The organism is Acidilutibacter cellobiosedens (assembly GCF_004103715.1).
GTDB lineage: Bacteria > Bacillota > Clostridia > Tissierellales > Acidilutibacteraceae > Acidilutibacter > Acidilutibacter cellobiosedens.
The window spans coordinates 3,121,597-3,137,551 of sequence record NZ_CP035282.1 but is presented as its reverse complement, the minus strand read 5'-3'; the positions used below and the strand labels follow the sequence as shown (position 1 = coordinate 3,137,551).

At 31.1% G+C, this 15,955-nt stretch carries 15 protein-coding genes, 1 riboswitch and 1 other annotated feature; of the genes, 11 read left to right on the top strand and 4 right to left on the bottom strand.

Features of this window, described 5'->3' with window-relative positions; all coding sequences use genetic code 11:
* Window positions 1–93 precede the first annotated feature (93 nt).
* From EQM13_RS15110 to EQM13_RS15060, 11 genes are all read left to right on the top strand, one after another.
* Window positions 94–585 (top strand): LURP-one-related/scramblase family protein, encoded by a 492-nt coding sequence (locus EQM13_RS15110; protein WP_071140733.1) that lies wholly within the window; start codon window positions 94–96, stop codon window positions 583–585.
* A 92-nt stretch (window positions 586–677) separates the two neighbouring features.
* Entirely contained in the window at window positions 678–1,631 is a 954-nt protein-coding gene (locus EQM13_RS15105) for a dipeptidase (protein WP_128753103.1), read from the top strand.
* A 52-nt stretch (window positions 1,632–1,683) separates the two neighbouring features.
* A complete protein-coding gene (locus EQM13_RS15100) occupies window positions 1,684–2,757 on the top strand; it encodes a CapA family protein (protein WP_071140735.1) in 1,074 nt (357 codons plus the stop codon).
* 31 nt (window positions 2,758–2,788) lie between these two features.
* Window positions 2,789–3,982, top strand: coding sequence for a patatin-like phospholipase family protein (locus EQM13_RS15095; protein WP_071140736.1), 1,194 nt, complete (start codon window positions 2,789–2,791; stop codon window positions 3,980–3,982).
* A 132-nt stretch (window positions 3,983–4,114) separates the two neighbouring features.
* Complete coding sequence (nagB, locus tag EQM13_RS15090) at window positions 4,115–4,891, top strand: glucosamine-6-phosphate deaminase (protein WP_071140737.1); 777 nt, start codon at window positions 4,115–4,117, stop codon at window positions 4,889–4,891.
* Between the two features lie 54 nt (window positions 4,892–4,945).
* Window positions 4,946–5,123, top strand: a riboswitch (cobalamin riboswitch).
* A gap of 169 nt (window positions 5,124–5,292) precedes the next feature.
* Entirely contained in the window at window positions 5,293–6,372 is a 1,080-nt protein-coding gene (locus tag EQM13_RS15085; RefSeq protein ID WP_234958928.1) for a pyridoxal phosphate-dependent aminotransferase, read from the top strand.
* Between the two features lie 68 nt (window positions 6,373–6,440).
* A complete protein-coding gene (locus EQM13_RS15080) occupies window positions 6,441–7,166 on the top strand; it encodes a precorrin-3B C(17)-methyltransferase (RefSeq protein WP_071140743.1) in 726 nt (241 codons plus the stop codon).
* Window positions 7,167–7,485: 319 nt separating this feature from the next.
* Window positions 7,486–8,604, top strand: coding sequence for a TMEM165/GDT1 family protein (locus tag EQM13_RS15075; protein WP_071140744.1), 1,119 nt, complete (start codon window positions 7,486–7,488; stop codon window positions 8,602–8,604).
* Between the two features lie 262 nt (window positions 8,605–8,866).
* Window positions 8,867–9,439 (top strand): hypothetical protein, encoded by a 573-nt coding sequence (locus EQM13_RS15070; RefSeq protein WP_071140745.1) that lies wholly within the window; start codon window positions 8,867–8,869, stop codon window positions 9,437–9,439.
* A gap of 119 nt (window positions 9,440–9,558) precedes the next feature.
* On the top strand, window positions 9,559–10,080 hold the full coding sequence (locus EQM13_RS15065) for a peroxiredoxin (protein ID WP_071140746.1): 522 nt from the start codon (window positions 9,559–9,561) through the stop codon (window positions 10,078–10,080).
* Between the two features lie 39 nt (window positions 10,081–10,119).
* Window positions 10,120–10,737 carry an NUDIX hydrolase gene (locus EQM13_RS15060; protein WP_083381946.1) on the top strand — a complete coding sequence of 206 codons (618 nt, stop codon included), beginning with the start codon at window positions 10,120–10,122 and terminating at the stop codon, window positions 10,735–10,737.
* Window positions 10,738–10,824: 87 nt separating this feature from the next.
* Here the strand turns inward: EQM13_RS15060 and EQM13_RS15055 are convergent, their stop codons facing one another.
* The 4 genes from EQM13_RS15055 to EQM13_RS15040 form a co-directional block, all read right to left on the bottom strand.
* Window positions 10,825–11,688, bottom strand: a complete 864-nt coding sequence (locus tag EQM13_RS15055) for a CAP domain-containing protein (protein ID WP_071140748.1) — start codon at window positions 11,686–11,688, stop codon at window positions 10,825–10,827.
* Window positions 11,689–11,906: 218 nt separating this feature from the next.
* The gene (gene tyrS, locus EQM13_RS15050) at window positions 11,907–13,139 is read right to left on the bottom strand and encodes a tyrosine--tRNA ligase (RefSeq protein WP_128753102.1); all 1,233 of its coding nucleotides are present in this window, start codon (window positions 13,137–13,139) and stop codon (window positions 11,907–11,909) included.
* A gap of 50 nt (window positions 13,140–13,189) precedes the next feature.
* Window positions 13,190–13,392, bottom strand: a binding site (T-box leader).
* Window positions 13,393–13,436: 44 nt separating this feature from the next.
* Window positions 13,437–14,291: a YitT family protein gene (locus EQM13_RS15045; RefSeq protein ID WP_071141132.1), complete on the bottom strand. Its 855-nt coding sequence runs from the start codon at window positions 14,289–14,291 to the stop codon at window positions 13,437–13,439.
* Window positions 14,272–15,834, bottom strand: a complete 1,563-nt coding sequence (locus EQM13_RS15040; protein ID WP_128753101.1) for a succinate CoA transferase — start codon at window positions 15,832–15,834, stop codon at window positions 14,272–14,274. The genes EQM13_RS15045 and EQM13_RS15040 overlap by 20 nt, the downstream gene beginning before the upstream one ends.
* Window positions 15,835–15,955 lie beyond the last annotated feature (121 nt).

The window sequence follows — 15,955 nt, the reverse complement described above, 5'->3', positions numbered from 1 at the left end:
ATGATATTGATTAATAATATTATATAATATTATTGAAACAATTCAATAAATATAATATCTGCAAGTTATTTTAAATAAGGAGGGACTGATAAAATGAGATATTTAGTAAGAGAAAGAATATTTTCTATCGGTGATAAATTTGATATCCAGGACGAATCGGGACGAAATGTATATGAGGTAGCAGGAAAGGTCTTTTCTTTCGGAAATAAACTAAACATATTTGATATGTCGGGAAATAACTTAATATACATTGAACAAAAAATATTTAAATTTTTACCGGAATATTATATATATATGGGAGATAAGATTGTAGCTAATGTAAAAAAGGAGTTCACATTTTTTAGACCTAAATTCAATATTTTTAGTGATTTTGGAGATTTTACGTTGGAAGGAGATATATTTGCCCATGACTTTTCCATATTTAAAGATGGAAACGAAATTTGTAGGGTAAATAAAAAGTGGATTTCCATTTCAGATGCTTATGGAGTGGAAATATTCGGAGATGAAGATCCGGCTTTTATATTGGCATTATGTATAGTGTTTGATCAAGTGCTTTATGACAATAACGGTAGTAAAAATGCTTGAGATATATGATTATTAAACCTAAAGTTGCTGGAGTATTTTAGAATATATATTGTAAGTATGTTACAATTTTATTAATAAAAGGAGATGCTGTTATGAATTATAAACATATTCACGAGAATTCCATAGTTATAGATGCTCATTCGGATATACCTCTTCATATGTATCAAAATAGGATGAAGAAAAAGAGAATATTAACTGAAACTCATATACCTTTATTAAAAAGAGGAGAAGTCAATATTGTATTTATAGATTTATTTGAAGAGCTTCATCCGGAAGGTTCTTTAAAGGAAGCGATGATTCAGATTTCTGAGTTGTATGGAGAATTGGATAATTGTTCCGATGCAATACTTATAAAAACTAAAGATGATTTAAATGAAGTACTTAAAGGGGAAAAAATAGGATTTGTTTTGTCGGCCGAAGGATTGGAGTTTATAAGTAATGAAGTCTCCATGCTTAGAGTTTTTTATGAACTTGGCCTTAGATGTGCAATGCTTACATGGAATTGGAGAAATTATTTGGCAAGCGGAACATATGAAAATGGAGGTTTAAGTTTAATGGGAAAAGAAGCAATAAAGGAAATGAACAGGTTGGGGATAATAGTGGATGTCTCCCATTTAAATGAAGAAGGATTTTGGGATATTGTTGCTATTTCGACAAAGCCAATTATAGCTTCTCATTCAAACGCCAAAAAAATTACAAATCATGTAAGAAATCTAACTGATGATCAAATTAAAGCAATTGCTAAAACTGGAGGAGTTATAGGGCTTAATTCTTATTTTACAAGTAAAGAAGGACAAGGGAAAGAAACTTTGGAAACTTATATGGATCATATGGAGTATATGATAGAAACAGCGGGGGAGGATCATGTAGGACTGGGATTTGATTTCAACATGTATTTGGGATCCTTTGGGGCAGTTGGATTGGAAGATTGTACTTGTATTCCTAATGTTACTAAAGAACTTATAAATAGAGGGTATAAAGAGGAAACTGTGAAAAAAATACTTGGAGGAAATTTTGTGAGAGTATTAGAAAGTATTTTACCCTAATTTGTGCATAGAATATATGTGGAAGAACTTTTAATTAGGGGAGGTAACGCCTATGAAGAAATACTTATTCATTTTTATAATAATCTTAATTTTCTTAAATAGTGTAGGGTCCGCGGAGGAAATGAAACCTAAGGGAAGTATAGATATAAATTTAGTGGGAGATATACTTCTTGACGGAACTATTAAAAAGTATATTGAAAAAGAAGGCACTGAGTACCCATGGAAAGAAGCAAAAACTTATTTGAAGAAAGAGGATTTAAATGTTGGAAACTTGGAATGCAGTGTTACTAATAAAGGCACTAAATGGAAAGATAAACAGTTTAATTTCAGGATGAACCCTGAGGATCTTCAAGGGATAAAAGATGCAAATATAGAATTAGTTACATTAGCAAATAACCATGTTATGGATTATGGCTATGACGGACTTTTGGATACATTTAAATATTTGGACAGCTATGGGATAAAATATACGGGTGCGGGAAGAACAAAAAAGGAAGCAATGAATGGAGTGGTAATTGAAAAAAATGGAGTGAAAGTAGGAATAGTTGCTTTTTCAAGAGTAATTCCCGACGTAAAATGGTATGCTACGGATAAAAGAGCAGGAATCATAAGTGCTTATGAACCTTATGTAAATGAAATGTATAAAAAAATTAAAGATATGAAAGAGAAAGCAGATATAGTAATTCTTTCTATTCACTGGGGAATTGAAAGAAATGATATTCCCAGAAAAAATGAAATATCTATTGCAAGGAAAGCCATAGATTCTGGTGCGGATATAATTATGGGACATCATCCCCATGTGCTTCAGGGGATAGAAATATATAAGGGAAAACCGATTTTTTATAGTCTTGGGAATTTTGTATTTAACTCTCGAGATAAATTAAGCACAAAAACTATGATAGGTCAGGTTAAAATTGTGGATAAAAAGGTATCTGAGGTAGAAGTTATCCCCATGAAAATAATAAAATCCAGGCCAATTTCTGTAACGGAAAAAGAAGGGTTGGGAACCACTAATTATCTGAATAATATATCAAAAAATTTTAATACTAAGATTTTAAAAGATGGAACAGTGAAATATTTAAAAAAGGTAGGAATATCATATAAATTCCAATTTATAAGTTTGTAACGAAAGAATAAGGGAAAAGAAGGTGAACTTAATGAGAGGATTAGTATTAGAAGGTGGTGGAGCAAAAGGAGCATACCATATTGGTGCTTATAAAGCTTTAAAAGAAATGGGAGTGGAAATAGACGGAGTAGCCGGAACCTCTGTAGGAGCATTAAACGGAGCGATGATTGCCCAAGAAGATATAGATAGAGCTTATGAGTTGTGGAATAACATGACTTATTCTCGAGTTATTAATGCGAATGATGAGGATATAGAAAAGATAAAAAAGGGAAAATTGAAAATTGAAGATATAAAAGATATATCAGAAAAAATAAAGGGAGTAATTTCCGAAAAAGGTGTTGATATAACTCCATTAAAGGAACTTCTCTATGATGTGATAAATGAAGAAAAGGTGAGAAGGTCTGGAAAGGATTTTGGAATTGTGACAGTTTCTTTAACAGATTTAAAACCTCTTGAAATTTATATTGAAGATATTCCTCAAGGAAAGTTAGTGGAATATTTAATGGCAAGTGCTTATCTTCCCGTTTTTAAGAGGGAAAAGATCGATGGGAAGGACTTTATAGATGGAGGTATCTATGATAATGTTCCTATGGGACTTTTAATAAATAAAGGTTATGAGGATTTAATTGTTGTCAGAACTCATGGTTTAGGAAGAAATAGAAGGATAAATAAAAAAAATTTAAATATAAGATATATTTCTCCGAGAGAAAGTCTGGGAAGGACTCTGGACTTTGATACGAAAACCTGTAGGTTTAATTTGAAGCTTGGATATTTTGATGCTTTTAAAGCTATTAAACAACTCAAAGGAAATAAATATTATATTATTCCAAAGAAAGACGAAAATTATTTTGTTGATGTTCTTTTAAACTTGAATGAAGAGAAAATCCTTGAAATTGGGAAAATATTAAAAATAGAAGAAGTTCCTTATAGAAGAGCGTTATTTGAATTTATAATACCAAAACTGAATAATATTCTTGGATTAGATAAAAAGAATGATTATGAAGATATCTTAATAATGTTTTTAGAATATTTGGCCGAAGAATATGAAATGGAAAGATTTAAAATATACGGTTATGAGGAATTTTTAGAGAACGTTATTGAAAGACATAAATATAATAGCCAAGATAATGCTTTATTTTCAAAACTGGTCATGAGGATGGATATATTAGGTAAATTTTCAAAGAGCGAAATAATTAAAGAAATTGCGAATATAGTGTTTTTTTAGCCAGTATATTTGACAAGTAAGCTGGAATTTTTTATAATTGTATATACAAGATAACAAATATAGTACAACAATAGTAAAAATTAAAATGGTATGTTGATTTTGTAATTTTAAGTAATATTGGGAGGTAATGACATGAATGTTGTTGTCGTAAATGATTATGATGAAATGAGCAAAAGGGCGGCCAGTATTATTGCCAGTCAAGTTATTTTAAATCCAAAAAGTGTTTTAGGATTTGCAACGGGAGATACACCTATTGGAACCTATAAGGAACTTGTAAAAATATATAAGGAAGGATATATTGATTTTAGTGATGTTGTAACTTTCAATCTTGATGAATACTATAGCATTTCAAAAGAAAATCCTCAGAGCTATAATTTTTATATGAAGAATTATTTATTTAATCATATCAATGTAAAAGATGAAAATATTCATATGTTAAATGGGATGTGTGATGATATAGAAAAGGAATGTACAAGCTATGAAAATTTAATCAAAGAATCAGGGGGAATAAATCTACAGATTCTCGGGATAGGCAGAAATGGCCACATAGGGTTCAATGAACCTAATGCGAATTTTGAAGGGGTAACCCATCTTGTACATTTAGATAAAGGCACTATAAATGCAAACTCAAGATTTTTTAATTCTGTCGAAGAAGTTCCGACCAAAGCTATAAGTATGGGAATAAAAACTATTATGAGTGTAAAAAAAATTTTGCTGTTGGCCAGCGGTATCAAAAAGTCGGAAGCTGTTTACCATGCCGTAAATGGACCGATTACTCCTAAAGTTCCGGGATCAATATTGCAATTGCATCCGGATGTGACGCTTATTTTAGATAAAGAAGCGGCCTATAAAATTAGTAGTAGAAATGAAAAATACAGGAATTTATCAATTGTGGAAGGAAAAAAGTGATAAAAACAATTTTGACAGAGAACATGGGAAGTGATATTATATAATAGACTTATATAATTATAATATTATTTAGGTTCTATATTTATATAGATTAAAAGGGAAAGCGGTGAAAATCCGCTACAGCCCCCGCTACTGTAAACGGTTACGAATTCCATATCCACTGGCGAAAGCTGGGAAGGGGGAAGGAGGCTAAGCCGTAAGTCAGGATACCTGCCTTATTAATAGTGAAAGCATTCTTTCGGAGGGAAGGAAATTGTTTAATGTTGAGTTGTCAAAACTTTTAAGCAAGTTCAGGGATTCCGAGAGAGGGATTCCTTTTTTTATATAGTAAAAGCCTAATGTTGCTAAAATGTTTTAAGGATGTTGTATGTTGATCAATTTTTTGTAAAGGAAGTGAGGAAATGGATTTTTTACTTATGAACCATGGAGGAGATATAACCACATATAGAGATTTATATGATGGAGAACTGGTAGATTTCAGCAGCAATATAAATCCTTTAGGTCCACCGGAAGGGTTATATGATGAACTTAAAAACAATTTTAACAGTTTAACTATATATCCGGATATACAGTATAGAACTTTAAAATCTAATATAGGAAAATATTTAAATTGTGATTGTTCAAATATAGTTGTTGGGAACGGGGCAGTTGAAGTGATAAATAATTTTATTCAATTATTTGATAGAGTAGTGACATTTGTGCCCTGTTTCTCGGAATATGAGAAAAGAGGAAAGGTATTAAAAAAGGAAATATGCAAAATCCCCTTATCTCCGGATTTTACAATAGACATAGATTCAGTAAAAAGAAATTTAAAGAAAGGTGATATCTTAATATTGGGTAATCCCAATAATCCTACAGGGTTAAGGATAGAAGAAGATAAACTTAAATTAATATATGATATTGTTAACTTAAAAGAAAGTTTTTTACTTCTTGATGAAGCTTTTTTTGAATTTTGCCCTAAGGATTATGACAGCATAAAAATGTTTAAAGATAAGGATTATGATAGAATAGCCATAATCAGAGCAGCAACCAAGTTTTTTGCTCTTCCGGGGATTAGGCTCGGATATGCCTGTACTTCCAATAAAATGGCTAGGGAATATGAAAAGGTGGAATTGCCTTGGAGTATTAATTCTCTGGCTGATTGCAGCGGAAGATATATTTTTGGCTGTGAGGAATATATAGAGAAAAGCAAAAATTATATTCAAGGGGAAAGACAATATATGACGAAAGCCCTTATGAAGATAAAATTTATCAATTTATATCCTACTCAGTCTAATTATATACTTATAAAAAGTCGAAAGTTTAATGAGAATTTTCTCTTTTACTATTTTCTGAAGAGAGGAATACTCATAAGAAAATGTTCATCTTTTGACGGCTTAGATGATAAGCATATAAGATTGGCGATAAAGAACAGAAAAAATAACGAAAGAGTTATAAAGATATTTAAAGAATTGGAAAATGTCGAAGAAAATATGAGTTAAATAATTGTTTTGGCAATATTTATATATAGTAAATAATAGTATGAGAAACAAGCGAGGAGAGGGTTTAGGTGGCAAGGTTATATATAGTAGGAATAGGTTCCAAAGGAAAGGATGACATGACTTTAAGAGCAATAGATGCAATAGAAAAATCAGATGTAATAGTAGGAGATAAGACTTGTTTAAAGTATTTGGGAAGTTTGGCAGATGGCAAGGAAATATTTCCAATCAGAATGAAAGAAGGAACTGAAGGGTGTAAATATTCTATAGGGAAGGTAAAAGAAGGGAAAACAACTTCAATATTAGTCTATGGTGATTCCTGTCTTTATGGAATAGCAGGGTATGCCTTGAAAGTTTCTTATGATATCGAAGTAGAGGTAATTCCAGGGATTACAACAGTATCATTTGCCGCAAGTAAATTAGGTGCTCCCATAATGGATGATTTTTGCTATATTAATCTGAGCGATTTTGCTGTTTCATGGGAAGCAATTGAAAAAAGGATACGATATGCATCTATGGGAAATTTTGTTATAGTATTATATTGTTATAAAAAGAGAGAAAAAATATTTTATATTGAGAAAGCTGTGGAGATAATGCTTAATTTTAAGCTTCCTTCCACCCCTGTAGGAATAGTAGAAAATTTGGATGACCAAGACAAAGTAATTATTACTACTTTAGGAGATATTAATTTTGAAGAGATAAGTATGGACAGCATAATTATGATAGGAAATAGTAAAACATATATAAAGAGCGGCAAAGTGATTACTTCCGGAGAAGAAAATGCCTTAACTTTATAGTAAATGAAAAATAAAAATACTGTATTCGAACTATATTCTTGTTCTTAAAATTTATATATGGTAATATATATATTAAGATTAAATATCAATTAAAATCAAGTTGTTTTACCAATGATAAATTTAAATATTTTAATATTTGGCTAAAGGGGAGTAGCTGTAGTAGGGACTACGAATAGGATCAACATACTGGTAAGGATACCTGGTTCTATTTACTTGTTATTGAGAGAGCGAGACTTTTGGTTTGATGATCTATTCATCAAATTAAAAGTCTTTTTTTAAATTTTTAGGGTTTTACTCTAATCAAAGGAAGGGTGGTTGAATGATACGAGAATTTATCAAATCATTTTTTTTAATATTCATGGCGGAAATGGGAGATAAAACTCAAATAATGGCAATGAGTTTTGCTACTCAGTATTCCCTATTGGAAGTATTGGGAGGGGTTTTTATCGGAGTAATATTAAATCACGGAATAGCCATATTACTCGGAAAATATTTTTCAACAATTGTTCCGGAAGAAATTGTCCAAATATCGGCGGGATTTATATTTATAGTATTTGGAATCATGACATTGATGGATGAAAAAAAGGAAAAACAAAAGAAAGAAAAAACGTTTGGGCCTATACTTACAGTAGCATTGGCATTCTTTGTAGGAGAATTCGGGGATAAGACTCAATTATCGGCTATGGCACTGTCGGCGGAAGGAAATCATCCTATTTTTGTACTTATGGGAACAGTTTCAGGAATGATGGCTACCAGCAGTTTGGGGATTTTTGTAGGAAGAAAAATAGGAGAGAAGATGCCGGATATTTCAATTAAGATTATGTCTTCTTTTATATTTTTAATGTTCGGACTCTTTAAAATATGGGATATTACTCCTAATGTATTGATGAGCTGGGAAACAACTTATTTATTTTCTGCAATCTCTATATTAATCTATCTATTGTTTTTAATCAGGCAGTATAAAAGAATGAAATCAGGTCAGAAATCCGAGATGAAGGAAGTTGCATCAAAGCTTTATCTTGAAGTTTTAAATGCTAAAAAGGCTGTAGATGATATATGCTTGGGAGAAGAAGGCTGTAGTGACGCCTGTAGAAAGGAGAAATGTCTTATATGGTCTACACAAAGAGTATTGCAGGAGGCTGTAGATAAAGGAGTTTATTTTAAAGAAAAGGACATTTCTCCGATATATGATTTAAAGAAATATGACTTGGATAAAGTTGTGAAAGCGTTAAGCTTGATAATTAAGGACTATAAAAAATATGGAGTTGAAAAGGACAAGAATTTTGTTATAAATAGAACAAGAGAAAATTTAGAGATGGTTCTATTTAATAAATATATATCTTTTAATGGAAATATAGATAGCTATTTATATAATGTTAAAGCGGAAAATGAAAATGTATATAGAAAAATAAGAGAAAATATGAAGGATGCTTCATAAACATAGTATTATATGATATTATATTCTTATAACCTATAGGAAAGCTATAAATTATATTAACATAAGTTTTCCGTAAATTGGTTTTATAAAAGGCATCCTAATTTTTATTTTTTGGTAAAAGCTTTTTTATAACGAATAGGAAAGTTCTCGCTTATAAATACTGATGTTAAAAAGAACTTTCCGTAAATGAGTTTCAAGAAAAGCTACCTTATGATGCTTTGATAAAAAATTTTCTTATAATTTTAATATAGGGGTAATACTTGTGAAAAAAGAAAGAATGGAATATATAAATAAATTATATAAGAAAAATCCCAATACCGGCGATTATGTAATAGAGGTGGACCTGAACAGCTATGTTGAAATATTTAATGAATGGGATCATTCTTCTTATAAGAGAAGAGATATTTCTCCTGATTTGACTAAGTTTTTGGAAGAATGTTCTAATGATATTCCGGAAAGGTTCAACCTTGAAATCAGTTTTTATCTTCCAAATGAAATCAGAGATGAAAATAAAGAAAAAATTATTACTGAAGGAATTAAAACATGCTATGATTTTTATGCCCATTTTGAACAGAGAAAGCTAAATAGTAATTATAAGAGGATGATTAACTCTGTATTTATTTCTTTTATTCTTCTGCTTTTTTATTTTATATTTACGACGAGAATAAGGTTGATAATATGGGAAGCTTTTGCCCAGGGATTTTTAGTTGGAGGCTGGGTATTTATGTGGGAAGCAATATCGTTTTTCTTCTTTGGAAGAGTGGAGATAAAATCAATTATTAGAAATTACGAACGGTTGAGGGATGCAAGAATATCATTTGCTTATTCAAAATAACAAAATATAGCCTTTAAATAATAACAATTATCAGATGATAATGATGTTTAAAATGGTATCCCTATGGGAATATATAACTTAGATTAGAAGAAATATAATTCGCATAGGAGGTTTTGAATATGGAAAGATTGGTAGGGAAATCGGCACCAAATTTTGAGATGACTGCATGCATGGGGAATGGGAAAGAATTTAAAAAGGTAAATCTTAAGGATTATGCCGGAAAATGGTTGGTCATGTTTTTCTATCCCATGGATTTTACTTTTGTCTGCCCGACAGAGATTACTGGATATAGTAAGAGGTATGAGGATTTCAAGAAAGAAGATGCAGAATTATTGGCTGTAAGTGTTGACAGTCAATATTCTCATCAGGAATGGATTAAGGGTAGTTTAGGACATATTAATTTTCCCTTAGCTTCTGATTTAACTAAAAAGGTATCGAATGATTTTGGAGTATTGATTGAAGAAGAAGGAGTTGCATTAAGGGGACTCTTTATTATTGATCCTGAAGGGGTAGTAAGGTATTCGGTAATTCATGATCTAAATGTAGGAAGAAGTGTGGATGAAACATTGAGAGTACTTAAAGCATTGAAGACAGGTGGAATGTGTCCGGTCGATTGGCAGGAAGGGGAAAAACTTTTATAACAAAGCGGTGATTTCACCGCTTTATTTATGGAGGATAATATGAATATAAATGATGTTTATGAAAAGTTTAATAACCGTTCAGCCCGGCCTAAGGACATAAGGCATAACTATGGAGTATTTTTGCCTTTGATTTATTTAAAAGGAGAATGGCATCTTATTTATGAATCAAGAGCCAAGAGTTTGAAAAATCAACCCGGAGAAATTTCTTTCCCAGGTGGAGCGGTAGAAAAAAATGAAACATTTAAGGAGGCTGCAATTAGAGAAACTTGTGAAGAATTAAATGTAAAAAAGGAGAACATAAAAGTTATCGGAGAATTAGATTACATTATTACATATTTTAATTTTTTTCTTTGCCCTTTTATAGGAACGATTAATGGAATTAGTGTGGATGATATGAAATACAATTCAGATGAAGTTGATCATATATTTACTGTACCGGTGGATTTTTTTATGAATAATGAACCTTCTACTTATCGTGTTGATTTAAAAGCAGTAATAAAAGAAGATTTTCCTTATGAGTTGATTCCAGGGGGAAAGGAATATAATTTCAGAAAAGGGATTTATAGTATTTATTTTTATAAGTATCAGGAAAATATTATATGGGGAATTACTGCGAAAATTACAAAAAATTTTATAGATATAATGAAGGAAAAATAAAATATATAATGAATAAAAAAGACTCTGTGGATATTAAATTTAATATCCCACAGAGTCTTTTTTATTCATTGAAATTTCTTGTAAAAACTAATTTGTAAACATTTGTGTCCAATAGGTTGTACCATTTTTATTTACATAGCCTACTCCGATTTTGTTAAAACTTGAATTCAGTATGTTTGCCCTATGACCTGATGAATTCATCCATCCATCCATTACTGTTTGAGCACTTGAATATCCTTTTGCAATATTTTCCCCAGCGGTACTGTATTTTATTCCAAAAGTTTTCATCATGGTGAAAGGATCGCCATATGTAGGGGAAGTATGACTAAAGTAATTATTGTCTGCCATATCCTGAGATTTGAGTCTTGCAACATTTGATAACTCTGAACTTTGAGTTAGAGGCTGTAATCCTGCCTTTTCTCTTTCTATATTTACCAACCTTACGACTTCTGATTCTACAGAATTAGATGGTGCAGGTGTTTCATCACCCGGATTTTCGGTTCCCGGATTTTCATTTTGGTTGCCGCCATTATTACCATTCTGTTCATTGTCTTGTTCGTCATTATTATTTTGTTCGTTGTTTTGTTCATCGTTATTATCTTGTTCATCATCATTGTTTTGCTGATTTCCGCTATTATTGTTTCCGGAATTATTATTTGTTTTTGGAATTGTAATGCCACAACTTGGTTTTTGGGATGAAGTTACATTGATGTAATTTGAAATATACTTTTCGAGTTGTTCATATAGTTGATCATTAGATATATTATTGGAATTAGAGTTAGAATTTGAAGTCTTGTTATAGCCAGGAATAGTGTATCCTTTTTGTGGGCAACTTTCATTTGGTAAATAATAAACTAAGTTGGAACTACCTGCATGAGCAATGCTAAATGGTGAAAGCACTAAAGTTGATGCTGCCAATGATAAAATAGTTTTCTTAAATTTAGTTTTCATAATTTGCCTCCTGTAATTTTTAAATTAATTTTAAATTTTTAAATCCTCAAGTTCACCCCTTTCCTTTATTATTTAAATTGTTTAAAAGTATATCATTGTTTTTTTTTAATTTAAACCCTTAATATATGGATAAATTTCTGAATGATGGATATAAAAGTAAAAAAAAGGTACTCTGTAATAATTTACAGAGTACTCATAAAAATGGTAGATAATATATATTATATTAATTTGATTTGATGATAAACTTTTTTCCCCTTTTTCAACATTATTTTCCCATCGGTAAAACTATCCAATGTTAATATAATATTGAAATTGTCAACCTTCCTTCCATTAATAGATAATCCTCTTTGTTCTATAATTCTTCTTCCTTCACTGTTAGATTTAGTAATTCCTATTTCCGTGAGAAGGTTAAGTATACCTATGCCTTTTTCAAATACTTCCTTCTTTATTTCGGTAGTAGGAATTGAACCCCCTTCTCCATTTCCTTCGAACAATGATTTTGCTGCTTTCTGAGCTTTTATTGCTTCTGATTCCCCGTGAACCATTTTAGTTACTTCAAATGCTAAAATCTCTTTTGCTTTATTAATTTTTGACCCTCCCGGAGAACAAAGCTCTTCTATTTCTTCAATCGGAACAAGGGTAAGAAGCAATAGACAATTCTTTACATCTCTATCATCAATATTTCTCAGATACTGATAAAATTCATAGGGGGAAGTTTTTTCAGAATCAAGCCAAATAGTACCCGATTCTGTTTTACCCATTTTTTTACCTTCAGAATTTGTTAAAAGTTTAGAGGTCATAGCATATACCACATCGTTTTCGATTTTTCTAACCAAATCATATCCTCCGAGGATATTGGACCATTGATCATTTCCCCCTATTTGCAGTTTACAGTTGTATCTTCTGTATAGCTCCAAGAAGTCGTAGGATTGCATAATCATATAGTTGAATTCAAGGAAAGTAAGTCCTCTTTCTAATCTTTGTTTATAACACTCCGCTGTAAGCATTTTGTTTACGGAAAAATGGACTCCAATTTCCCTTATGAACTCTATATAATTGAGATTTGACAGCCAATCCGCATTGTTTGCAAAAATGGCTTTGCCGTTATCAAAATCTATAAATTTTGATAACTGTTCTTTAAACCTCTTTGCATTATGTTCAATAGTCTCTTTACTAAGCATCTTTCTCATGTCTGTTTTTCCTGTGGGATCTCCTATCATGGTAGTTCCTCCTCCTAACAATATTATAGGACGATGACCTGCCATTTGCATATGCTTCATTATCATTATCTGAACAAAATGACCTAAAGTTAAACTATCACCGGTTGCATCAATTCCAATATAAAAGGTAACGGATTCTTTTCCTAAAAGATCCCTGATTTCATCTTCATAGGTAACTTGTTCTATATATCCTCGTTCTCTGAGAATGTCAAATACATTTTTATTTTCCATTTGTAAATCCTCCTTCTTTTGAAATATATTAAAAAAGGTTTTTCTCATCCGTAAAGGACGAGAAAAACCCGTGGTACCACCTTAATTGCATATAAAAATATGCCTTTGACTATTTTAACGGATAGTAACCGTAATGATTTCTCATTATAACTCAGGAGCGTAATTCACATCTTTATAATTTATAGGATTCTCATCGACACCTATTTTCTGTTATTTAATTATAAAGAGCTACTTTATCCATCACAGTTCAACTTATATTTATTATATAATAATAAATGATATTGTATTTGTCAAGGGTTAAAAATTTTCAATGTCCTTAAATCCTTCTCCTATTACTTCATGAACATTGTGAACTATTATAAAGGCATTTTTATCTATACTATTTATGAGATTTTTTAATAATACAAAATCTTTTCTGCTTAATATAGTTACAAGAACCTCTTTATCGCTTCCGGTGAATCCTCCTTTAGCTTCATACAAAGTGGCACCCTTCCCTAAACTTTTTATTATATAATCGTTTATTACCTCGCTGTAGTTGCTTACTATAACAACTTGTTTACGGATATTCATACTTTCAATGGCTGCATCTATTACTAAACCATTTAGCAACACACCTAATAACGAATACAGGCCAATTTGCAGTCCATAGGCGAAGCCAGCTGCCAATGTTATTGAAAGATCGGAAATGAGCACACCCCGACCTAAATCTATACCCCAGAACCTATTTAATATTTTGGCTATAATATCTGTTCCGCCTGTTGAGGCATTTTGATTGAATACTATGCCCATGCCTATTGCAGATATTATAACACCCAAAATAAGCTGTATCAGTATATCATTTGCTAATGGTTTTTTCATGGGAAAAATTTTTTCAAATAATAATACCAAAACCGAGACCCCAAAACTTGCATATATGGTTTTAAAACCGAAATTAGTTCCGATAAAGATAAAGCCAATTGCAAATAGAAAAATATTTATAATTATCATAAGAAGTCCGATTGATAAATTCGGGATAAAATGATTTATAACAATAGCTAAACCATTAGCCCCGCCTACAGATAGATTTTTTGGCATTAAAAAAAAGTATAGACCGATTGCTACCAGTGACATTCCAACGGTAATTTTTATATATTCATTTGCTTTTTTCTTCATAGTCATCACCCTTTCTATTTATTAAATTTGCATAATAAACTATGTTGCCTCTTTTCATCGTGTCGGTTTTTTCTAATGATTCAAAACATTTAAAAGCCCTATTTAGTAATATAGGTATGTTCTTTTTACTCTTCATAGCTTCTTTCAAATAATCCGAAAGTAAATCCTTATAAATAGGATTAGCACAATTGTTTATTATGCTTATAGCTCTTTCCTTTGGACTTAAACCTCTCAAATCCGCTATTCCTTGCTCAGTAATAATTATGTTGACATCATGTTCGGTGTGATCGACATGAGATACAAGAGGTACTACGGTGGAAATAGTTTCATTTTTAGCTGTGGACTTTGTAAAGAATACTGATAGATAGGCATTTCTGGCAAAATCCCCTGAGCCTCCTATCCCATTCATGAGATTTCCACCCATTATATTAGAGGAATTTACATTACCGTATATATCTACTTCTATTGCCGTATTCATTGCTATGACCCCGAGTCTTCGGATTATTTCCGGGTTATTGCTAATCTCTTGTGGTCTTAATATTATCTTCGATTTATATCTTTTAATATCATCATAAAATTTATTTAATCCTTCCGGAGAAGGGGAAATAGCAGTTCCGGACGCTATTTGTACTTTTCCTATATCTATTAAGTCCAACATTGAATCCTGTATTACCTCTGAATAAAATTGAAGCTTATCATACTTTGAACGAGAGAATCCATTTAGTATTGAATTTGATACTGAACCAACCCCGGATTGAAAGGGCAATAATTTTCTTGGAATTCTGCCTGCTTTGATTTCATGGTCTAAAAATTCCAAAAAAATTTCCGCCATTAAATTACTGTCTTTATTTGGTTCTGCTAATTTTTTAACATCATCTCTTATATCCGTGAAAACTATGGCGATTATCTTATTTTTATCTATTTGGATATAATTTGTACCGATTCTATCTTTGCAGTTTAGTATAGGTATAGGCGTTCTTTTTGGGGGATTTGGTAAAGTATATATGTCGTGTATTCCTCTTAGATCTATTGGTTGACTTGTATTTATTTCTATTATTAATTTTTTAGCTTTTTTTACTATAGTTGGTGTTATACCTACAGAGGTAGTTGGTATCATACATCCGTTTTCGGTAATTTCAGATGCTTCTACGATTCCGATATCTATATCTTCCAAATAATTATAATTAATGTATTGAGGCAATAGGCTTAAATGAACATCACAAAATTGAATGTCTCCATTGTTTATAGCTTTTCTACAGCTATCATTTGTTTGATAGGGAATTCTTTTTTTTGTAATATTATTTCTGGCTAATTCACCGTCCAATTCATCTCCGACGGAAGCTCCTGTAATTAATGTAATTTTTATATTTTCGTTATTGTTTTTAATTCTTTTACTAAGTGCTAATGGTGTAGCTTTTGGATATCCTGAAGGAGTAAAGCCACTTGTAGCAATTGTCATACCATTTTTAATAAATAGTGCAGCGTTTTCAGCTGTAGTTATTTTTTTTCTTAGCTCAATATCTTTTATTCTATCTTCTATCACTCTTTTAACCTCCTCATGATTTTGGGCAATAAAAAAGTTCCTGAACTCGGCGGTTTCAGGAACTGTGACAAGCAAAATAACATTATGTATTTACATAATAATTCTATTCTGAAACACTCCC

Bases quoted from the DNA above. Each gene is read 5' to 3' on its own strand.
- EQM13_RS15110 (WP_071140733.1), top strand. From the start codon at position 94: ATGAGATATTTAGTAAGAGAAAGAATATTTTCTATCGGTGATAAATTT.
- EQM13_RS15105 (WP_128753103.1), top strand. From the start codon at position 678: ATGAATTATAAACATATTCACGAGAATTCCATAGTTATAGATGCTCAT.
- EQM13_RS15100 (WP_071140735.1), top strand. From the start codon at position 1,684: ATGAAGAAATACTTATTCATTTTTATAATAATCTTAATTTTCTTAAAT.
- EQM13_RS15095 (WP_071140736.1), top strand. From the start codon at position 2,789: ATGAGAGGATTAGTATTAGAAGGTGGTGGAGCAAAAGGAGCATACCAT.
- nagB (WP_071140737.1), top strand. From the start codon at position 4,115: ATGAATGTTGTTGTCGTAAATGATTATGATGAAATGAGCAAAAGGGCG.
- EQM13_RS15085 (WP_234958928.1), top strand. From the start codon at position 5,293: ATGGATTTTTTACTTATGAACCATGGAGGAGATATAACCACATATAGA.
- EQM13_RS15075 (WP_071140744.1), top strand. From the start codon at position 7,486: ATGATACGAGAATTTATCAAATCATTTTTTTTAATATTCATGGCGGAA.
- EQM13_RS15065 (WP_071140746.1), top strand. From the start codon at position 9,559: ATGGAAAGATTGGTAGGGAAATCGGCACCAAATTTTGAGATGACTGCA.
- EQM13_RS15060 (WP_083381946.1), top strand. From the start codon at position 10,120: ATGAATATAAATGATGTTTATGAAAAGTTTAATAACCGTTCAGCCCGG.
- EQM13_RS15055 (WP_071140748.1), bottom strand. From the start codon at position 11,688: ATGAAAACTAAATTTAAGAAAACTATTTTATCATTGGCAGCATCAACT.
- tyrS (WP_128753102.1), bottom strand. From the start codon at position 13,139: ATGGAAAATAAAAATGTATTTGACATTCTCAGAGAACGAGGATATATA.
- EQM13_RS15045 (WP_071141132.1), bottom strand. From the start codon at position 14,291: ATGAAGAAAAAAGCAAATGAATATATAAAAATTACCGTTGGAATGTCA.